This window comes from Acinetobacter sp. EKM10A, assembly GCF_011075215.1.
Taxonomy (GTDB): domain Bacteria; phylum Pseudomonadota; class Gammaproteobacteria; order Pseudomonadales; family Moraxellaceae; genus Acinetobacter; species Acinetobacter baumannii.
Genome location: NZ_JAALLK010000012.1, coordinates 74885 through 94414, shown reverse-complemented (window position 1 = coordinate 94414; position 19530 = coordinate 74885). Strand labels below are relative to the sequence as shown.

General features: G+C 39.4%; 22 protein-coding genes. 4 read left to right on the top strand and 18 right to left on the bottom strand.

All coding sequences use genetic code 11. From position 1 onward, the window contains the following. Position 1: 1 nt before the first annotated feature. The 5 genes from G9371_RS14560 to G9371_RS14540 all read right to left on the bottom strand — a co-directional run bounded on the left by G9371_RS14560 (position 2) and on the right by G9371_RS14540 (position 5169). A complete protein-coding gene (locus tag G9371_RS14560; protein ID WP_000840050.1) occupies positions 2-682 on the bottom strand; it encodes a hypothetical protein in 681 nt (226 codons plus the stop codon). A gap of 50 nt (positions 683-732) precedes the next feature. Next, the gene (locus G9371_RS14555) at positions 733-1398 is read right to left on the bottom strand and encodes a sigma-70 family RNA polymerase sigma factor (protein ID WP_029423762.1); all 666 of its coding nucleotides are present in this window, start codon (positions 1396-1398) and stop codon (positions 733-735) included. Between the two features lie 24 nt (positions 1399-1422). Then, positions 1423-2667, bottom strand: coding sequence for an AAA family ATPase (locus tag G9371_RS14550; protein ID WP_000063932.1), 1245 nt, complete (start codon positions 2665-2667; stop codon positions 1423-1425). Positions 2668-2811: 144 nt separating this feature from the next. Next, positions 2812-4734, bottom strand: coding sequence for a cobaltochelatase CobT-related protein (locus G9371_RS14545; RefSeq protein WP_001005716.1), 1923 nt, complete (start codon positions 4732-4734; stop codon positions 2812-2814). A gap of 240 nt (positions 4735-4974) precedes the next feature. Beyond that, positions 4975-5169, bottom strand: coding sequence for a hypothetical protein (locus tag G9371_RS14540; RefSeq protein WP_000047261.1), 195 nt, complete (start codon positions 5167-5169; stop codon positions 4975-4977). A 421-nt stretch (positions 5170-5590) separates the two neighbouring features. On the opposite strand from G9371_RS14540, the gene G9371_RS14535 reads away from it, so the two are divergent. Both G9371_RS14535 and G9371_RS14530 read left to right on the top strand, forming a co-directional pair. Then, positions 5591-6010: a helix-turn-helix domain-containing protein gene (locus G9371_RS14535; RefSeq protein WP_000833465.1), complete on the top strand. Its 420-nt coding sequence runs from the start codon at positions 5591-5593 to the stop codon at positions 6008-6010. Positions 6011-6349: 339 nt separating this feature from the next. Then, complete coding sequence (locus G9371_RS14530) at positions 6350-6934, top strand: tyrosine-type recombinase/integrase (RefSeq protein WP_000124734.1); 585 nt, start codon at positions 6350-6352, stop codon at positions 6932-6934. A 4-nt stretch (positions 6935-6938) separates the two neighbouring features. On the opposite strand, the gene G9371_RS14525 is transcribed toward G9371_RS14530, so the two are convergent. Beyond that, the gene (locus tag G9371_RS14525; RefSeq protein WP_001180910.1) at positions 6939-7346 is read right to left on the bottom strand and encodes a hypothetical protein; all 408 of its coding nucleotides are present in this window, start codon (positions 7344-7346) and stop codon (positions 6939-6941) included. Positions 7347-7548: 202 nt separating this feature from the next. Here G9371_RS14525 and G9371_RS14520 point away from each other — a divergent pair, with 202 nt between their 5' ends. Both G9371_RS14520 and G9371_RS14515 read left to right on the top strand, forming a co-directional pair. After that, positions 7549-8226 (top strand): AAA family ATPase, encoded by a 678-nt coding sequence (locus G9371_RS14520; RefSeq protein ID WP_000770709.1) that lies wholly within the window; start codon positions 7549-7551, stop codon positions 8224-8226. Beyond that, positions 8223-8651, top strand: coding sequence for a hypothetical protein (locus G9371_RS14515; protein WP_000016664.1), 429 nt, complete (start codon positions 8223-8225; stop codon positions 8649-8651). The genes G9371_RS14520 and G9371_RS14515 overlap by 4 nt, the downstream gene beginning before the upstream one ends. Here G9371_RS14515 and G9371_RS14510 read toward each other — a convergent pair. From G9371_RS14510 to repM, 12 genes are all read right to left on the bottom strand, one after another. Beyond that, complete coding sequence (locus tag G9371_RS14510; protein WP_000925127.1) at positions 8639-9259, bottom strand: hypothetical protein; 621 nt, start codon at positions 9257-9259, stop codon at positions 8639-8641. The genes G9371_RS14515 and G9371_RS14510 overlap by 13 nt on opposite strands. A 72-nt stretch (positions 9260-9331) precedes the next feature. Beyond that, complete coding sequence (locus G9371_RS14505) at positions 9332-9904, bottom strand: guanylate kinase (protein WP_000497826.1); 573 nt, start codon at positions 9902-9904, stop codon at positions 9332-9334. A 39-nt stretch (positions 9905-9943) separates the two neighbouring features. After that, positions 9944-11647 carry a DNA ligase gene (locus tag G9371_RS14500; RefSeq protein ID WP_001083510.1) on the bottom strand — a complete coding sequence of 568 codons (1704 nt, stop codon included), beginning with the start codon at positions 11645-11647 and terminating at the stop codon, positions 9944-9946. Positions 11648-11659: 12 nt separating this feature from the next. Further along, entirely contained in the window at positions 11660-12169 is a 510-nt protein-coding gene (locus G9371_RS14495) for a hypothetical protein (protein WP_000063348.1), read from the bottom strand. Beyond that, a complete protein-coding gene (locus G9371_RS14490) occupies positions 12166-12774 on the bottom strand; it encodes a hypothetical protein (protein WP_000256859.1) in 609 nt (202 codons plus the stop codon). Before G9371_RS14490 ends, G9371_RS14495 begins: the two co-directional genes overlap by 4 nt. Next, positions 12768-13259 (bottom strand): hypothetical protein, encoded by a 492-nt coding sequence (locus tag G9371_RS14485; RefSeq protein ID WP_001082443.1) that lies wholly within the window; start codon positions 13257-13259, stop codon positions 12768-12770. The genes G9371_RS14490 and G9371_RS14485 overlap by 7 nt, the downstream gene beginning before the upstream one ends. Next, positions 13259-13798: a hypothetical protein gene (locus G9371_RS14480; RefSeq protein WP_225481293.1), complete on the bottom strand. Its 540-nt coding sequence runs from the start codon at positions 13796-13798 to the stop codon at positions 13259-13261. Before G9371_RS14480 ends, G9371_RS14485 begins: the two co-directional genes overlap by 1 nt. A 78-nt stretch (positions 13799-13876) precedes the next feature. After that, on the bottom strand, positions 13877-14971 hold the full coding sequence (locus G9371_RS14475) for a DNA primase (protein WP_001283392.1): 1095 nt from the start codon (positions 14969-14971) through the stop codon (positions 13877-13879). 87 nt (positions 14972-15058) lie between these two features. Continuing rightward, on the bottom strand, positions 15059-16462 hold the full coding sequence (locus tag G9371_RS14470; protein ID WP_000102028.1) for a DnaB-like helicase C-terminal domain-containing protein: 1404 nt from the start codon (positions 16460-16462) through the stop codon (positions 15059-15061). 36 nt (positions 16463-16498) lie between these two features. Further along, the gene (locus G9371_RS14465; protein WP_000005905.1) at positions 16499-16930 is read right to left on the bottom strand and encodes a hypothetical protein; all 432 of its coding nucleotides are present in this window, start codon (positions 16928-16930) and stop codon (positions 16499-16501) included. A gap of 87 nt (positions 16931-17017) precedes the next feature. Next, positions 17018-17749, bottom strand: a complete 732-nt coding sequence (locus G9371_RS14460; protein ID WP_000084436.1) for a hypothetical protein — start codon at positions 17747-17749, stop codon at positions 17018-17020. 116 nt (positions 17750-17865) lie between these two features. Next, positions 17866-18987, bottom strand: coding sequence for a replication initiation protein RepM (repM, locus tag G9371_RS14455; protein WP_000818857.1), 1122 nt, complete (start codon positions 18985-18987; stop codon positions 17866-17868). Between the last annotated feature and the right edge of the window lie 543 nt (positions 18988-19530).

Sequence of the window (19530 nt, the reverse complement as noted above, 5' to 3'; positions counted from 1 at the left end):
ATCATTTGGAAATTAACAATTTGGAAGACTCTTCTTTCGCAATCCCAAAACAGGTCAAAAGAACAAAAGCTAACGACACATGGCTTTGTGCAGTGTTTTCTTTCCAGTTGAGTTCTTCCATAAACGCTTTTTTTAGTTCACTGCGCGTATATCCACCCAAAAGAAGCTTTTCGACGGCAAGACTGAGCCAAACTGGAGTTTTTCCTTTCATGGCATTTTCGTTTTTGGCCAATCCATCCTTAATCTCGGTCACTAAACCGCTCTTAACTAAGGTCAATGCAAACGATTGAGCTTTTACAGGCAGCTTCACGATTAATTCCTGCTGTTCCGGTGTAGGCTCAAAAAAGACTTTCTCTACCTTGGTTGCTCGTTCAACGAGAGTCGGTTTCTTTGGTTGGATCCCACCCGAAGAAAGACTTTTGGCTGCATTCATTTCTTCACGTAAGGCTCTGCGTTTAGCTTCTTGCGCCATCCGAGCTTTTTCATGCTGTTTGAGTAAATCGTTTACATTAACAACCTGCTTGATCGCGTTAAGCGTTTCATATGATTTCTGCTCACAAGCCTCAAATGCCGGGCATCGTTGGCAATATTCGCTATCACGCGAAAAACATGAGATTGAACCAAAACAACCAAAAGCCTTTGCTTCAATAAAATCTATTCTTTCGTTTTCGTTTGATTTCATTTAAAACGCTCTCTTTTGCGCTATATACGCTTTTAAAGTGTTGAAATGATTTAGATAGCAACTCGCGTAACGGCTTCTTCAACTTCTTTCACAGCGTCACGAATGAATCGTTTTTCTTTGTTTGTTTCGGCTGTTTTCATGATGCAATTAGCCACAAAACTTAGATTCAATTTGCGACGTCTTGGTCCCCGCGATTCATTTTTCTCAGGCGTATTGAGGGAAAGCTGATATTTGGCTTCTTGTGCCAACAACTCTCTTTCAATGAAATCAGGCGGATTTAAGGTGAATTTGAGTAAAATTTTTGCGAACGGTGAAAGCTGCTGCATTTCTTCTGTAAGAGTCTGTATCAACTCATATGGGCCTAAAATATTTTGGCTCTGGTGATCAACAAAAACGTCATAATCACAGTCATCTTCACCATCACCCATACGATGCAAAATGTCGGACTCGTATTCCGTTCTGTTATCGCCCAAATGGTATTTTTTCAGTAATCTCGATACCATGTTGAGGCAAGCAGTAGTTAAATAAGTCGTTAATTTGCCTTTGCTTTCATCCCAAGTCTGAATCGATACCACGAAAACTTCACAGAAAATGGCATACAGCTCTTCAACGTCAATGCAATAGCCGACTGAGGTAAGTCGGCTAATATTCCGGTGTGCCAAATGACGAAGAAGCTTGTCATGATCTCTGAAAAGCTGATCTTGATTTCTTACCATAGCCCACCCCCAAAAGTGTCCGAATTAACCGAACACTCGTTGAGCCAAGTCTTCCGCAACTTGCTGATCGACTTGAGTGAGCTTGTTAGTAAACGCCAATTTGAGACCGTGCTTGTAATCGTTACGACGCAAGCCAATCATTGCTGCGTTGATTAATGAACGTGGTGAGATGGTGTCGCTGATCTTAGAGTTTGCATATTGCTCGCGTACCAAGTTTGCATAATCCACTAACTTGTCAGCATCCTCTGCGCATAAACCTACACGTTTCTGGATAATCAAGGACTCATCTTCTTTCTTCATGTAGCTCTTATAGATCACTGAGCCAAAACGGTCGTAGTTCGCTGAGTTCTGTAAGTTAGTACCCTGATAAAGACCAGTTTCATCACCTGAACCGTTCGTGTTACCTGTTGCAGCAAAACGGAAGTTTGGATGTGGTTTGATGACACGGTTAGCTGCATCTGCTTCTTTGATATATAAAGGTTTACCTTCTAGTACAGCTTGATATACAGATAAAACGTTTGGTTGCGCGAAATCATATTCGTCAGCCAAATACATCCAGCCATGCTTCATCGCTAAAGCTAATGGCCCAAGCTCAAAGATGGTTTCACCATTTTTAACCGTCCACATACCTACAATGTGAGATTCTTCTGTATTTGAAGTGTGCTGAATACGAACAAGAGGACGGCCAGTTCGAGCTGCGATCTGGTCAAACATTTCTGATTTACCAGCACCTTTGTGTCCCCACACGTAAGGGTTGATGTTTAGCTCCAATGCAATCATGACATCCTTCAGCTCGTTCACGTTCCATACATACGTATCATTAATTTCTGGAATCATTTCCGGGAAGGCAGAGTTCTCAATGCATGAGATTGGAATCGGTTTACCTGAACCACTAAGCGCGCTTTTACCTTTCAGATCAAAGATTTCATGAAATGGTTTAGACACCACAATATCGTTTGGTTTTGCCTCAATATTAGTAAGCGCTAACTTTACATTGTGGTTATTAGTAGACACTGTTGTTTCTTCCTTAGATGTTGAAGTATCTGTTGCTTTTTCTTGTTGCGCCTTTGCTAACTCTGCTTCTTTAGCTCTTTTCAGTTCAGCCTGTTCTTGCATCTTTTTCTGCGCTAAAGGCGACAATAAAGGGCTATCTGGATACTGTTTCTTGTACTCTTCATACGTAGTTTCAGGATGTTTTTCTTTTAAATGCTTAGCAATTACGTGAGTTTTTCCACCACAGATTTCACAGATAATAGGATCGTTAGACATTTATAAGCTCCAAAAACGGATTCGATAATTTATGAAAAAGTATCACTAACTGATATTGAAAGTTTATAAGATTGCATCATAAAAATAAAGTAAGTGCTTACTAATATTTTATAATACCCAAATGATGCAATCTCCACCCAAATTCTAAGCTAACAACATACTGCGTAAACGCGAGATTACAAGGCTAGGTAATTGCTCAACGTCATGAATCACCACATGTTTGTCATAGAATCTACGAACAGAATCATCTTCAATTCCAATACCAATGACGTCTACCTTGCTCTTCTCGATTTTCTTCACCACTTCTTTTAAATGATATTCCAGATCTCGACTGTTACCTCCACCCGCAGGTGAGCCATCAGATAGCACCATCATAATTTTACCTGCTTCCTTACGACCCATTAGACGACGTGCAGCAATTTCTACACATTCGCCATCAATGTTACTCGCCATTAAACCTGAGTGAGGAAGCCATCCAAATCGACGTTTTGTTTCAGTATTAATGCGCTCGTTGTAGCCTTTAATGACAGGCATATAAAGGTTTTCATAGCGTGAATAACTAACGCCATATTTTTTTTCTGCTTCACGAATTTGCTTTAAACGCTTGTGGTAAGTGGCTGAGTCTGTATGAGTAGTAAAGCAGATCACTTCATGAGGAATCTTGAGACGATCCAGAACGTTTGATAGTGCGTAACTCGCAGCAGCGGCAGTATGGATTTTAGAACCGCACATTGAACCTGACATATCGACGACCAAGCTCACAGCAACGTCTTTGGTTTTTGATTCAACGCGCTTACGAAAAATTCGACAATCACCAGTTGAAGCCAGTCGTGCTAAAGATGAACTGTTTAATTTTCCTTGTTTTAATCCATTTTCCCATACAGATTTACTTCGTGCCTGAATTGCCCGCTCCATATCTTTCTGCATAGGACCAACCATTGAAGCTACCTTGTCTTCAAGACGTTTAAACATCTTGTCATCGTAATGAAGTTTAGGAACTTCAAGCGGTTCAATGACATCACCTTCATTGGTAAATACTGCGTATTTAGATTTTTTAACGTCCGCTGCTGTGCGTTGTGCAATCTTCTTGCTTAGTTGCTCACTGTAGTTGTTTTCGGTGTCTTTTAACGAGTCCAGAATTGCGGCCACAAATTCACTACGAGGAGGGGCACTCTTCTTATCGTCACTTTCTAGTGAATGCTTAACTGCATTAGGCCGTTGTTTAGCTTTTCCACCACTACCGCCTTCGCCTTCTTCATCTTCGCCCTCATCGGCACCAACAGCTCCACCTAGAGAACCACCTTCATCATCATCTTCTTCATTCTCATCTTCGCTATTGCCTACACCAGCGCTTTTACCTGGCGATTTTGGCTCTGGTAAGCTGTCGCTATCTTCATCATGCTCGCTGTCAGGGAGTTCTGGCAATTCAGGCTCATCTTTCAGTACCTTATAGATACGCTGAGCCAAATCCATTGTGTCTTTTGTGGACTTTAATTTTTCAATCTCTGGCTTAAAAGGAGTAAGCATGTCCCACACAGGTTTAATATGCTTCATTTTGTCTTTTAAGTAATGTTCAAAGACTTCCTGACCACTTAACGCACGTAACATTGGCAACATTAAATGTTGCGTAATTTCTTCATCAGAAGCTTTTTCCTTTACAAGTTTTTGGTATTTATCGTCAATCAATTCATCAATGAAAAATTGGCTCGCATTTTTCATATTGATATTTGAACCGCGATATTTTTCAGCCATGCAACGTTCTACACGCGCTTCTTCTAACAATGAAGTTAAAGTCTTTACCTCTTCAGATCCTTTTAGCTTGAGAGAAAAATCGGTAAAAAGATACTTCGCTACCTCTTGATCAAGAAAACCTTGAACCGCATCAATCAGCGAATCTGGTGAATTGTCCGGAAGATATGGAAGGTTAATTCGCACAGGTTTGCCTGTCTTTGGATCCTTATGCACACCTGCCTCAATACCTTCTTGCGTTACTGCAATATCAGAGTTAGTCAGTGCTTGGGTAACGACGACAATTGCTTGTCTTAAAATATGTATGCGCTCATTCATTGAAAATTCTCAATCTAAAAAAATCATTATTGGAGGTCTATATACAGACTTGACAGTATATTAATAAGTGCTTACTAATATTAAAAAGCATTATAAAAATATTTATTGAAAAATAAAGAGTGAAATTGGGGAGATTTTGAGTTTTAATAGAGGGTTTATTTTGACCGTGGTCAGCATCAAACCTTGGACACTAACCACAGAGAAGGGTCAAGTGAGGGATTTTTAATTATTTAGGTAGACTCATAAGACTATATAGCTAAGTTTAATAAACAAATTTTCGCCAAGTGCATTGTTAATCACAAGAAAATCACCGCATTCCTCATTTTTTCCTTTAATTACATTAATTTGATTGCCCTCAAAGATCAGTTCAGAACCCTGCTCTGCCAAGAAATCTGCTACGGTTTCAGGTGTAATAACTTCAACACTTTTCGACATTTTTTACTCCTATACTCTAACTATCATACTTTTTTGACAAATAATTGGCTTGAATGAGGCTTATACTTCCTCTTGGTATCAGTCGATACGTTGTCATTATAGTATGATTGTCTGCATCAGCTAACAAATTGCCTGTACTTAAAATGAGCATCTACTCACCTATAGTCTGACCATTAGTTTAACCCAAAAATAAGAAAATATTAATCAATGCTTACTTACTAAATTTTTCCGTTAATTGTGACCGATGTCATGTTATCCAATCCTATACAAATCTGTACTTTTCTTGAACTTGGGTAAATCAGCACTTACTGATATAATTTACCTAAACCGCAAATATTTTAAGTCTATAATGTTGTATCGAGGATACATTCCGACATTATGACTTTATATCTATTAAGAATATTCTAAGGAAAACGTTACTATGAAATCAGCAGCTACTAACACCAAACGCAAACTAACTGTCGCCCAATATCTCGACGCTCAACTAAATGCATCGGATCTGAATCAGTCGCAATTGGCAGAGATCATGGGTATCAATCAAAACATGGTTAGCTTCATTGTTCGCGGTAAAAGCAAATTACCTCTTGAACGTGTGCGCGCTATGGCCGATGCTTTAAAAATCGATGCTAAAGACCTCTTCATGCGCTGCCTAGAGGAATACATGCCTCATCTGCTTGAAGAAATGGAAGCCATGATTGAGCAACCTCTTATTACTGATGCAGAATCGAATTTAATTAAACAAATTCGCGAAGCAAACGCTGGCCATAATTTTGAGTTTTTCAATAACCCAAGACAGAAAGAAGCCTTTGATGCTTTCCTAGAAACACTTAAAGCCAGCTAATCTGTTTTTATTCTTACTGCCCGATCAAGTTCGGGCTTTTTGCTATTCATACCCTTTAAATTACTGTTTTTAAATTTTTCTTTCATAGCTCCTCCTAAACTTGAAAACGTTACAAAATCAAGATTGGTATAGATTACCAATTTAAATCAAACTTTGAAATACCACTCTTAATAGAAAAGTACGTATACGACAGGATATGACGCCCTGCCTTTTTGCACCCCCAAAAAATATAATAAAATGTATCTTTTATTACATTTTTTATTTTTCGACATGTGGTAGACTGTTTTTATATCCTTTCCGTTTTTGGAAAAATGTAATAAAAAATTATTTGGTCGATTTATGGCAAGAACAACAACTGGAAAAGCCCCATATGTGTCAGAAGATGATCTTGAGATTACTTTGGCCACTCAAACGGGCGTAAATGCATTACGGAACAAATGTGTTTTGTATTTCTCACACTTCCTTGGGCTTCGCGCTAAAGAATTATCAATGTTAAAGGTCGGCGATGTTTACGATGTGAAGAAGGGTAAGCTGAAGGATATTATTCGATTGCTCGGTAATATTACTAAAGGCAACCGCTACCGAGAGGTATTCCTGGTCAATCCAATCGCTAGATCACTGGTAGAAGAATACATAACAAAAGAAAGACCAAAGGATCCAGACGCACCTTTATTTTTATCGCAGAAGGGCGGTCCATTCTCACCAAATAGCATGGTGACCATGATTAATAACTGTTATAAGAAGGCTGGTATTCAAGCAACCAGCCATTCCGGTCGACGTTCCTTTGCCACAAGGCTAATAAGAAAGGGCGGTGATATTTATTCAATTCAACAATTGATGGGGCATAGCTCAATCCTGACCACGCAAAAATATTTTGCATCGGATCCGGAATTGCTCCGCCAAGTTGCTGAAAAGTTAAATTAAAATTTCAAAAATCTAGTTTTGTGCAGCAGGCTTTGGATTTCAAAGTCTGCATATAGATAGTTGCAGTCTCACCATTATCTAGGTAATCATCCATTCGCTGCTCAAAATCTTTTTGGTTGTAGAATTTTAATTCATTAATATCAAAGCGGTTTTTATCAAATTCAACGGCAACGGCTTCGTTTTCATTCATGAGCTCCAGAACCTTATTTGCACCTTGAATGCCGCCAAGCATATCAATTTCGCTCTTGGCTAATTTAAATTCCTGATCATCCAACTCATCAGCAATCTTGTTTGCTTCTTCTAAAGTTTTCGCACTCGTAGCATCAAAGAACACAACTTCACCATTTGCATTCTGAATCCAAGTACCTATTTCAAAAGTTCCATCTTCTAATTGTCTGATTTGATTCTGCATTTTAAGCCTATGAATTTATATGTAAGCAATTAGAACTAATAAACATTTTGTTTTGGTTAAATACAATCTGATTTTTAAATTAATAATCTATATAGATTTCTATATAGATTTCTACATATCAATGAATACAAGTTTATACATTGTTATCTAGCGCATTTACTATTACACTACGATTTTCGCCAACGTTTATGTTGAGGATTTAATGAAATTATTGATCGCCAATTCAAAAGGTGGCGTCGGCAAAACAACTACGGCTACCAATTTGGCTGCATGGATTGCCAATAATGAAAAACAAGATGTAGCTCTTGTCGACCTTGACGCCAATAAAAATTCGGTTAAATGGGGGATTTATCGTCAAGCCCAAACTTTCTTAGAAAAGACCGGCTCAATCAAAACTTATCATTTGTTTGGTCAACCTGAAATTGACAAAGTCATTCCAAAAATTGAAAGTGAAACACCCAACGTAATTCTCGATTGCGGTGGTTATGACTCTTCTGGCTTCCGTGAAGCGCTGCTTTGCTCCGATGCCATTCTTATTCCAACTCGCCCTAACCAAGCTGACGTAGAATCAACTGGGGAAATTTTGGAATTAATTGAAGAAGCAAATAATATCCGTGTAAATGAAAGGGACCTCGATCCACTTCATGTCTACATCTATATCACTCAAGTCCCGACAAATGCACGTATCACAGCTTTAGACGATGCGCGTAATGCGTTTAAAGAAGTTGAAGATTTTGCAAAAGTTCTCGATTCAGTAAATTACGACCGTATTGCATATTCAAGAGCTTATGGCATGGGTCTTGGTGTTATTGAGTTAAATATTGGTGCCTCTAAGGCAGCAGAAGAAGTAAATGCATTGGCTGAGGAGTTGTTCAAATGAGTGGACGTGGTGGATTATCATTAGGCAAAGCTGCAAAAGTACAAGCTGAAAATTCAAATGCTTCTGATTTTACCAAGAGTGCTCCAGTACAAACTGCAACAGCAACGCCAGAAGCTAATGAAAAACCTGTAGATTTTGAAAAGCTTGATGAGCTATCAGGATTAAGCAAACCTAAAGAGAAAAAGGACCGTGAAGCGCCTTGGCGTCAGGGCATTAATATTGCTCCTGAAGACTTGAAATTAATTCAACGTCCTTTTAACAACAATATTAGCCAAGAAATGTACCTTCGTTTGAACTGGCTTAAATCTATCAGCTCCATTGGCATGGGTTCTAACAAGACCACTTTTACAACCATGCTCAATGAAGCTTTAGAAGAATATACGGCTCGTCGAATCAAAAAACTCGGCGACAATTACGACGTCTGACCAAGAAATTCAAACCATTCGTCGTAAATAATATTCTCGTATTTTAGGGCAAGCAGTTTGAAGTCAAAACCAAAGGCTTCAAACACAGCTTGCTCTAAATTTTTGAGCTTTTCATGCTCCTTTTCCTCATTTGATTCCCAAAATAAATAGTTTGTTTTGATACTCACAGGGCAATTTTTAATAATTTCTCTCGCTAGTTTTGAGTTTCTAGCCGCCACATTGGCTTGTCTAACTTCTAAGTTTGTCACTTCATCAAGGCTTAATCCTGATTCTAATGAGAACAACACAGCCTTTCTTTCAACTTCCTTCAGCTTCAATAAACCAGCAATTAGGTTGCTCACCGTAATGGAATGATCTTTTTTTGATTTAAATCGGGCAATTTTTACCGAGTTGATTTGGCGGTTATAAATAGCGTCATTAATCTGACTAACCGCGTATTCAATTTCCTTATCAATTTGACTTTCTTCATTTTTAAACTTGAATTTAGCAATTACGGCGTTTAATTGATAATTTGTAATTCTTTCAATGTGAGTGGTCCATAATTTCGTAGTTGCCAAATCGCTATTTTTAAGTGCAGGCAAAACACCAGGAACAGATTTTAGTAGCATAAAAAAACTCCGAAATTATTGAAATTATCGGAGCATTCTATTTTAGGAAATTTTAATTGTTCATCAAAATGCTTAGGCTATTTTATCTAAATGTCCTGCACGGCGCACATGATCTAAAATCGGCTCTAAGGCATCTTCAATTGTTTCATCATTCTGAATCAACATATCGTACTGGTTGATTTCGTTTATCCAATGAGATTCGACCTGAATCATGACCTCTAAACGTTCCGCAAGTTTCTGATCTGCTCGAACAATTAAACGTTGTAGACGGCTTTTAATATCAGCGTCGACAAAAACCCCAAGATATTTAATTTCATTTGCTTTCAGATAACGCTTAATCTTCTTATATCCATTTGGGTCGACAATAATTATGGCATTTCGATCATCTGGCAAGGTTTTGAAATTATCAATCGTTACGCCATATTCATAATTACCATGTTTATTTGTCTCAAGGAACTGATCAGCCTTTTTTAGTGCATCAAACTCTGTTTGAGTAATAAAGTGGTAGTGCAAACCATCAACCTCACCTTCCCGTTTCGGCCGTGATGTTGTGGTAACAATACGATTAAACCCATATTTCTCGGTCAGCGCGTCAGCAATGGCTGTTTTGCCGCTGCACGTTGTTCCAGATAACAATACAAACATCGTCATACCTCATAAGAAGAGGCGGTAGAACCGCCCCAATTAATCCCGATCAATACACTTCCAACCTTGGAAACTTCCGCTTGAATAAGGGATGCAATCTGTAAATGCATAGTAATCATATTGGAAACCAATCTTACGCGATTTCTTCTGTGTAGATGAAGAAGAAACAGGCATCGGTTTAGCAGGCGTTGTAACAGGCTTCACAGAACGAATCGTACTAGGTTTTGTCACGGTCTTAACTGGACTAGAACGAAAACTTGTAGTGGTCGGAGCGCGTGTGGACGAGCTGCTGTAAGACCGCGCAAAAGATGTCGAAGGACGAGCTGAGGATACAGACGCTGCTCTCGCTACCACCACCGCTTCACTTTCTGCCAGCTTCTTGGCAGCTTCGATAGCGTTTTTGAATTGCTCTTCAATACGTTTTAAATCATCAGCTTCCGTTTTATCGATTCGATAGCAGTCCTCAACCATACGCGGCAAATACAACGAGTAATTCTGGTTACTGTTGGATGGACGCATAATGGCATTTGAACGCACAGTGATTATTCGACCAATCCAGTCACTAGGGTTTGCATCCACCTCGTCGCGCATTTTTTCATTCTTGATGGCGACATCCACAATGACTTGACCACATGCAGATTTACAATGCAAAGCTCCAGCTCTCCCTTGGTTCTTTGAACCCACCTTACCCGGATTAATGCTCACGACCTCCAGCTCACAATCCGCATCAAGTTTTAATTTAACTTGGTGTTTACTTGTACCGTCTCTCCAGTGACCTTCTGGATGCTTGATTACCAGCCCCTCTTTGCCCTGCATAAGTACATTAAAGAAGTGATCGTAAGTCTCGCTCAATGAGTGGACAACATGCGTATCAATCAGCCGCACATACTTAGGCTTAAACTTGGCCAGCATCGATTTAATCAGTGCAATACGGCGTTTATATGCTGCTTCAAATTTTCCCTTTGACTTAACAGAGCTAAGCGGAATGAAGTCCCAAATCATATAGATCGGTTTTTCATTTTCAGCAAATGAGCCACCCTTTGTGACCGAATTCAAGATGCCATTTCCTACCTTGCGCGGCAGAACTACACCATCACGCTCGACAAGTAGTTCGCCATGATATTGGACATCTTTGATCAGCATATTCATTTCCGCAGTAAGGTCGGAAAAATGCTCCATAGGTAACGGCGTGCCCTGGCGTGAGGACAAGAAGAACTTCTCTTCTAAATTGGTCCCGTTGGCAAACATGCCATCAGCTTTTTCTTGCAAATAAATGCCATCTTTCCACGGCCATGCCTTCAGCTTTACTTCACTAGGCAATGAACAGCGTTGGTATGGAAATACAGGAATCAAATCAGGCACGACTTTGTTGATCGTTGCATCACTAAAACCTGCACGTAAATCTTTTCTTAAAATTCGAATTAAAAGCTCGCCTGACTTCTCTGATAATTGAGCCAGTTGGCTACGCAGCGCTTCGCGCGCTGCATTGCCTGTTAGTTCACGGTTATTAAGCTTAGATAGGAACTCAAGGGTATCAACCTCATCAAACATTAACTCCCCTGTTCCTGCATCTTCTGCTTTTGGCAAAATTCCAAAGACAATAAACGGGTCATATGCCAAACGCAGAACTTCTCTGAACAACCCCTTTTCTGCTTCAAAATCCATGAGTAAAGCTAGTTTTTCATTTTTTGAGCTTTCAGATGCAATTTGGTTTAAAGCCTCTAGTAACTGATCGCTATTCATTGCTACACCTTATTACTGCTTTGCAAATGAAGGAATAAATGAATCTTTAAATGGGGAATCGCCTTCTTTGGATTTCAGCATTTCGCTTTTAGCGTTTTTAATCACTTCTCTAACATGGGCTTGATGAGCTTTAAATACTTCTTCGCCGAAATGCTCTTTTGCAGCTTGCAGAAAGACCGCTAGCCAATGATTGGTAAAATCACGAAGCATGTGACCTAGATCAAGCAAATATTCATCTTCTGATTTTTGAGCCAATAATTGTGCATATTCCTGAATTGATTCTGTGCCGGTATTCACGACTAATGCTGCTTGAACCTGTGCAACCACCCCCATAATGGCTCTCATGTAAACTTCAAGCTGTTGTGGACCATTAACGTGAGCTTTTACAAACTCTTCGGTTAAATCCTGAATCTTGCGCATGTGATCAGGAAGCAAAGTCATGAAGCGTAATTCCTCAGCATCTACATTTGACTCTTTTAATGCCTTGATTAAAGCTTCTAATAAATCTTCTGCGTTGCTCATAATTTTTCCTGTGTGTTTGCTTTGAAACGGTTAGCAATTTCTAAAAGCGATAATCCGCTCTCGATACTTGGTACAGTTAAGCTCTCACTCTCGATATATAAGTTAGCGCTTACTTTATTTTCTTGTTGCGATTCTACATGATCATCTTTGGTATTCAAACTATTTTTCTTTAGTTTAGTATTGATTGCATCACTTAATGAATAATTACCCTTTGAATTAACTGGAATTTCTTTATCTAGTTTTTCACCATTAATATTAGTAAGTTCTAACTTATAATCAAATTTAGAAGAAATAGAAATTCCTTGTTTAGCCAGCCGCTTCCCAACTTGTTTTCGCATTTCTGAACGATCAATGTAATAGAGAGCCTTACCTGCCTCAATTTCACGTTCACGCATTTCGGCAGCTTCACAGTGATGTCTGTGGATAGCGACTACGCAAACTGCATCCACCTCGCGCTCATTTCCCTCCTGAACATTATGGATACGCTTTAGGCATGCAGCATAATTAGGACGGTTGCCAGTATGAGGGCAAAAATCGCAGTAATAGGCATTTGTTCCGCTTCTGGATAATTCCAAATCGAGTACAGGAAGAGTTTTAGTTACCATGATCCTTGAACTCCTTTATAGGCAGCATACTCATCTGTATCAAGAATTAATTCGCTCAGTTCGCTTCTGATAGGTCCAAAATAATTTTGAAAAATTGACTTGATCTCAGCTTCTCGCCCTTTGTCAAAAATATTGGATGCTTCGCGACCGAAAATTGATTGAGCATATTCAATTGGATTAATCGAATCCGAATTGGTAGACAATTCATCAACTAGATTACGTACAGCAGCCTTACTTAAATTCTTTACCCTTTCTGCTACTGTTGAGTAAGAAAGTCCTTCGTATTTTTCAAGAATTTCGACCGTTCGGTGATACCCGCCCTTGTTATCATGGTAATCAACAGCCTTGATCGCCAAGCCTAATACTTCATCTTGAGTATGCTTGTGGACAGCAAAATATTCTGTGAGCTCCAAAACCTTTTCATTCGTTGTGGTTTTTGTCACCATAAACCGACAGTGTGGAACCCCAATAATTACTCTGTTCATTACCAAGACCCCAAAACTTCACCATAAAATTCTTGTCGTTGTGCCATGAGCTGAGCTGCCTTACGCTCTTCCTCTTCTTGTTTTCGTTGCCGTTCTTCCTCTGATTCATAGTTGAATGTAAATTTGTACATGTCATCAACTGGAATCCCGAACGTTTGAGACAAGGTTTCCAAGTATTTTTCAAAACCCTTTTCGGTAATCGCTGATGCGAAAGGCGCTCTAATGGCATTAATCTGAGAGTCGAGAGTCAAGTAAGTAATAAAATCATGGAAATTATCAAATTCGTGCAAGATTTCGCTTTCACGTAAATCGCTATATTCACCTGCTTTACCTTTTACTTTTAGTGTTTTATTAAATTCGGTATCAAGAGTTGCACCATTACCTTCTTGATGGTGTTTGACTTGAGCGGTTTGATTTACCGCTGAGCCATAAATTTTGAATAATTGCGTGTTGCGTTTAGCTCCGTCCTGTACCGATAACAAGAACATCGAATAATATTTTGTCCCACTCGTATGCAATGAGTAGGCACTTCTGACCACAATTTTTAAACTCATAGTAAAAGCACCTTGAAAACTTCAACAATATTTTAAAAACAATGATTTGGAATCAAATACGATTCAGACTTTACCCATATACTTAATGCGTAAACTTACTGCGCTAATTGGCGTAATTGGTATCGCTTTTCGATACGCTGTGCGAACGATTTCAGGGTCGACTTCATTGGGGTCACATCCAGCAGGCAACGTGGCCAACCTTGCTTTTATGCCAAAGCTATTTATCTTTAAACATGCGTCGATCGCAGACAGAATTGCGGCAGGCTCTCCATCCCACATAATCGTCACGCACTCCAATCCCTCATCTTTAAGCTTTAGTAGTTCAGCCATTTGAGATTCATCACCACCTACCGAAAGATGCTTACCAAATGACGCGACAACTCCAACATTGCAAAGGAACTCGTCTTCCTTGAAGGCTTGATATATCGCCATAGCGTCAAAAGCACCCTCTCCCATGACGATTTCAACGTAACCTAGGGCATTATGGCCGTTATATAGGTAAGTGCCCGTAGACGCGAAACCAGGAGGAAATAGATACTTCTTTTCAGCCTTTCCTGTAATGTCCCGACCCTGAAAAGACACAAGCTTGCCTTCAAGGTCCCTGACAGGAATGATGATTCTCATGCTGTAGTTTTGGTATTGCTTTTCACCCGTTGGGCCTATGTATGCAAACCAACCCTTTTGACAGAATTTCAGTCCAAATTCACGACACGTATCGAGCGTTATATTTCGCTCTTTAAGGTACTTTAGGTTCTGACCCATGATCGGCAAGTCATAGGCTTTTGGAAGCTTTAGATCGCCAATTTTGGTTTGTGTGGGTTCACTTTTGCGCTTTGGCTGCCAGCCCTGCTCCTGAGCAATTGCTTTAACATGCTCGACTATCTCTTTATTGCTTAGGCTATTACCGCCTATACCAGCCTTAATAAACTTCCATTTCGAGAATTTGGTTTCGCAATCACCATGAAAGCAGTTACCCAAACCCGTATCCTGATTCAGATAGACTTTCCAGCTTGAGTTACCACATACCGGACATTCCTTAACATTCAACTGGATTCCGTTTTTTCCGCGAGTTACTTTGTATTCAAACCCTTCGCGGTTAAGCCAATACTCCATATCAATGCGGTCTAATATCTCCGCTAAACTTTCTTGATCGCTCATATTGCAAAATCGCATTAGATAAAATTAGCGCTTATTTATACTAGCACAAATTTATAAATAAGCGCTTACTATAATATTGGGTTAAATTTATTCGACGCTAATCACTTCTTCCAAGAACCTCATCATGGACACATTCTGCTTAATCACCACAGTAACCCCCATCTCTTGGTTTCGAGAAGCTGCAAAGTACAATCGAGCCTGACCTTTCGCTCTCTCTTCCTCTGTAATGTTGATGGAGATTGCAACGTCAGCGGTCCTGATTTTGTTAAAGTCCTCAGCTACGTGCTCTGCCTTGGCTACCGTTGACTTAAAGCCCTCACGGTTGGTCTGAGTAGCTGTCAGTAACGCCACATTCTCTTCAAAAGCAATCGCGCGTAAATCAACATAGACAACTCTTGAGTTCTCTTTTGGGTCATTTGTACGAATATCTGGACGCATCAAATCTGCATAGTCCACAATGATCATATCGAACTTGATTGGCGGTCTTATCGTTCCATCAGGGTTCCGCCCAGGATTCTTATACCTATCAATTAATGCTCTTAGCTGTGACGGAGAAAATGTACCGGAACCAAATTCATGAATAATAAATTTGCCCGCCGTCTTGGCTACCGTCTCGACCGCAGTTGCAACACTTGCAGCCTTCGACGCCAATTCTTTCATGATCACTTTTGAAATAGAGGCATCTAAACGGTCTGCAATAATGTCTTTACCAACTTCTAGCGTTACATATAGAACGTTGTATTTAGCAAAGCTTGCGATACGGCCAAAGTGAATAAGCGCTTGCGTCTTACCTGCTTTTGCACCGCCCATTAATAGAGACAGCTCCTTGCGTCCCCAACCTCTGTGATACAGCAGATCATCAAGTTCTTTACAGCCAGTAGTAATGCCTGTCGGAGGTACTTTGCCTGTCAGCTTCTCGATACGTGCCAGCTTACGATTCAACGCCTGAGCGAAGAAGTCATAACCAACACCCTCTTCATTCAATCCGACCGCAATAGCTTCCTTGATACGCGCTTCAATCTTGGCGTAATTCCCTGCCTCAAGATCAGGAACAGAATTAACAATCGCATTGGATACCGCCTGTTTTCGCGCGAACTCAACAACCTTTTCTTCAACGAAAGCCTTGTCAGTGACATAGATGCCAATTAATTTCTTCCTTGCTTCCACAATTGCCGCTAAAGTTTCTCGCTTATAAACTTTAGAAGCAGCTTTATCCTTGATAATTTGGACAACAGAAGCAGGATCAGGAGAACATCCATATTTATTGAAGTGTTGGAGCGCAATATCGACCAGACATGCTTCACCCTGATTTTCGAAAAATTCTGGCTTCAGAATATGGGCGGCTCTTCTAAGAAACTCATCGTCACGTAAAGTTAAAGCCGCAATTTTTGATTGAAACTCATCGTCGTAATCAAACTTTTCTTCGGTGAAGCCTTCGAGTTCTTTATCAACGACCTCTTCTTCATGAATTTCGGCCACAGCAGTAGACATATAAGATAATCCTTATAGAAAATAGATGGCTTACGTTTAAGATTTAGATTTCGACTTTCTCTCTAGCTCATCAACTAGGTCTTCAATCCCCTTAGTTGGTGAGAACTCGGAAATTTGGTGTTTGAAAAGAACACGCGCACGATAACGACCGTTTTTATCACCATTCAAATAACAACGAAGCGAGATCGTTTCTGCATCCGCAGCACGGATGTATCCACGCACAACTTCGCCGTCTGTTTTAATGACTACAATTTCCTGTTCTTGCTCTTGCAGCTTGCGAACAAACTTCATGTAGCCCATTTCTTCAATTTCGCATTCGTTCGCAGGCAGCCTACGCCCATACGTTTTACGCGGCTGAAATTGAAGTTTTTGCTTTTCTTCCGTATTTAAGTAAATAGACTCCTTTGAAATTGGAGCGCTATTGCCGAACTTGTTTTGTATCGCAAGTTCTTTCTGCCATTCGCTCATTAAAACCTCGAAACATTAGTAATTACTATAAAAACGATATTATCAAATTATAGTAAGCGCTTATTAATATTTTAAGAGAAAAAAGCATTAAATACTGGATTTAATAGCTTGGTTGATGATCGAAATGTCAAAAGACTCTAAAGCTTTTTCAATGCGAAGTGCATCATAGCGATAAATGCATGTCCCTAATGCATAATGCTGCACTTGACGCATCCGCACCTGCTTAACAATAAAATCTTCATAATCAACTTGCATTGGACTGTTATGAAAAAGTGTAGCGGTAAAATATGGACTTTTAGCGATCTGGAGCGAAGCTTGACAATAAGACTCCCACTCATGGAACACTTCAATTAACAGTTCTTCTTTTTTTAGTTGAGCAGGTCTAGGTGGCAAAGGTCTACCATTCGCAATCACCTTAAAGCATTTATCAAATGCGGTTTTTAAATAGAAGTCATAACGCATTCCCAAAGCATCAATTGCCTGTCTGAGTCGCCAAAATGACAAGGCCTCACGGCTGAGTAAGAAATCTCGCTCCTTAATGGGTTTAACGAATTCGGCCGCCTTATGATCAATAGCTTTTCTATAAAAGTTTCGATATTCATTTTTGAAAAGCCGAAAGAAGTAATAAGTGGCTTGCATGGGATGCATCAGCCTATAGTCAAACCACTTGGTTGTCATTAACTGCGTTTCTAGCTTCCGCTCTTTCTTGGGAATGTATTGAATGGTGAGAATTTCGTAATGTTCTAAATCAAGGTCATTGCCATAAAAGTGACCCGCCCAATCTAAATACTTGGGTATTTGTTTTTCAACTTGGGACATCCGATCGTTTCCGAATAATTAATATAAAAACTTAAATATTATAGAAAGTATTATTTAATTATTCGTTAGCACTTCAAAAACCCAAGTTTTCGGAAAAGACCCAAGTGCCGGAATGTTTAAGCCGGTCTTTTAGAGTTATAAAGTTCAATTAATGCGTGTTGTAGAGTTACGCCTTTAATCTGGGCATATTCGCGGACGTATTCCTTGGTTACGCCTTCATCCAGCTTTAATAGAGCCTCATACAATCGTTTTATGCCATTTAATTCAAATTCATCCTTTTCTTCTACTGGCTTTTCAATAGCAGACTTATAAACGCCAGATTCAACGATAAATTCTTTTAATGGGTTCTCTTTGTTAAGGTCCTCTTCGCTGAGATCACTACCCAAAAACTCTTGGGTCGATACTTTTGGAAGCCTAATGTTTTCTAAAGGAGTGCCTGTCTTTTTAGCTGAATCGGAAGAAGGCTTGCTGTCATGGATTTCTTTCGCTTCGCCTTCAATGAAGTTATCGGTTTTTAAACTTACTTCAAAATAAATGCCCGTGATATTACGTCCTGTCTTGATTTTCTTTTCAGTAATAAACAGGTCAGTAAAACTATTAATCTGATCAATTGCCGGCTTCAATACACGTTTATTGAAGTTGGTCATATCCGTACTTTCGGGATTTTTCTTGTCTCTATACTCATGAGGAAGAAGGCCCATCTTGGCACGGAAGTCCTCGAAGTCATAAACAGGAGTTTTACGTATATCCGAATTTTTCCAACTAGCGACCAACTCATACAGACGGATGCCATATTTACTGGTCACATCGCGTAAATTGTCGATGGCATATTTGGTAAAGGTTCCTTCTAGCTTGGTTACTAGAGGAATCACATCAGGAGCTAGGGTGATCGTTAATAATGCATCATCCTTAACGTATGAAACTCGTGATACCCAACGTGACCGAACCACCTCAATCTTGCCATTTCGCATTGTGGTGTAAGAAAAACGTCTTTCAAATAAGGTATCTTCGGCTTCCTTCAGTGTTTTATATGCCGCGCTCACTGTTGTATTAAATTTTTGGGCATATAAGGAAGCAGGAATCTCGATAATCGTTTCGGCAGTCAGATCTGCATTCTTGTTTCTGGAAACTAAAATGGCGAGTAGAATTATTCTTTGCTCAGCAGTGTCCAAAGCGTAGCTTGCATTAATCAATGCATTCGCTTTATAAACATCTGAATTCCTAATAAGTTCTGCCATATATTCCGTTCAGAAAGGTTTTATTGGTTTTCGTAAAAGGTACATGATTAGATAATGTTTGTAAATCTAGTTATCCAGCAGGAATTGAGCTGATTTATATTTAAGGATTTTGACCAAAACATGACAATGTAATGACATTACCGGAGTTTTTGTACCTTTATATGCATTCCTTCGGAATTTTTGTACCGTTATAGGGTTTTTAAACGGAGAAAATGTACCGTTATGACTCCCCTATCGGAGTTTTTGTACCGTTATCTTGATTTTGGCTATTTGCTTAGCGGAGAAAATGTACCTTTATAGGGGTGTGAACGGAGAAAATGTACCGAAATCCTTTTATGTATTCTTTAAGTTAATGGAAAAATGGCTTTAAAAGGTACTTATTCGGAGTTTTTGTACCTTTATAGGACTTTTAACGGAGAAAATGTACCGTTAAAAGCGATTTAACGGAATTTTTGTACCTTTTAAGCTATTGAAATTAAAGGCCAGAATTTTTGTACCGTTAAAAAGGAATATTTGTACCGTAATTAAAACTTTTTGTACCGT

Bases quoted from the DNA above. Each gene is read 5' to 3' on its own strand.
- G9371_RS14525 (WP_001180910.1), bottom strand. From the start codon at position 7,346: ATGCAGAATCAAATCAGACAATTAGAAGATGGAACTTTTGAAATAGGT.
- G9371_RS14555 (WP_029423762.1), bottom strand. From the start codon at position 1,398: ATGGTAAGAAATCAAGATCAGCTTTTCAGAGATCATGACAAGCTTCTT.
- G9371_RS14485 (WP_001082443.1), bottom strand. From the start codon at position 13,259: ATGAACAGAGTAATTATTGGGGTTCCACACTGTCGGTTTATGGTGACA.
- G9371_RS14460 (WP_000084436.1), bottom strand. From the start codon at position 17,749: ATGTCCCAAGTTGAAAAACAAATACCCAAGTATTTAGATTGGGCGGGT.
- repM (WP_000818857.1), bottom strand. From the start codon at position 18,987: ATGGCAGAACTTATTAGGAATTCAGATGTTTATAAAGCGAATGCATTG.
- G9371_RS14475 (WP_001283392.1), bottom strand. From the start codon at position 14,971: ATGAGCGATCAAGAAAGTTTAGCGGAGATATTAGACCGCATTGATATG.
- G9371_RS14550 (WP_000063932.1), bottom strand. From the start codon at position 2,667: ATGTCTAACGATCCTATTATCTGTGAAATCTGTGGTGGAAAAACTCAC.
- G9371_RS14500 (WP_001083510.1), bottom strand. From the start codon at position 11,647: ATGAATAGCGATCAGTTACTAGAGGCTTTAAACCAAATTGCATCTGAA.
- G9371_RS14540 (WP_000047261.1), bottom strand. From the start codon at position 5,169: ATGTCGAAAAGTGTTGAAGTTATTACACCTGAAACCGTAGCAGATTTC.
- G9371_RS14535 (WP_000833465.1), top strand. From the start codon at position 5,591: ATGAAATCAGCAGCTACTAACACCAAACGCAAACTAACTGTCGCCCAA.
- G9371_RS14505 (WP_000497826.1), bottom strand. From the start codon at position 9,904: ATGTTTGTATTGTTATCTGGAACAACGTGCAGCGGCAAAACAGCCATT.
- G9371_RS14560 (WP_000840050.1), bottom strand. From the start codon at position 682: ATGAAATCAAACGAAAACGAAAGAATAGATTTTATTGAAGCAAAGGCT.
- G9371_RS14545 (WP_001005716.1), bottom strand. From the start codon at position 4,734: ATGAATGAGCGCATACATATTTTAAGACAAGCAATTGTCGTCGTTACC.
- G9371_RS14490 (WP_000256859.1), bottom strand. From the start codon at position 12,774: ATGGTAACTAAAACTCTTCCTGTACTCGATTTGGAATTATCCAGAAGC.
- G9371_RS14530 (WP_000124734.1), top strand. From the start codon at position 6,350: ATGGCAAGAACAACAACTGGAAAAGCCCCATATGTGTCAGAAGATGAT.
- G9371_RS14515 (WP_000016664.1), top strand. From the start codon at position 8,223: ATGAGTGGACGTGGTGGATTATCATTAGGCAAAGCTGCAAAAGTACAA.
- G9371_RS14465 (WP_000005905.1), bottom strand. From the start codon at position 16,930: ATGAGCGAATGGCAGAAAGAACTTGCGATACAAAACAAGTTCGGCAAT.
- G9371_RS14495 (WP_000063348.1), bottom strand. From the start codon at position 12,169: ATGAGCAACGCAGAAGATTTATTAGAAGCTTTAATCAAGGCATTAAAA.
- G9371_RS14510 (WP_000925127.1), bottom strand. From the start codon at position 9,259: ATGCTACTAAAATCTGTTCCTGGTGTTTTGCCTGCACTTAAAAATAGC.
- G9371_RS14520 (WP_000770709.1), top strand. From the start codon at position 7,549: ATGAAATTATTGATCGCCAATTCAAAAGGTGGCGTCGGCAAAACAACT.
- G9371_RS14470 (WP_000102028.1), bottom strand. From the start codon at position 16,462: ATGTCTACTGCTGTGGCCGAAATTCATGAAGAAGAGGTCGTTGATAAA.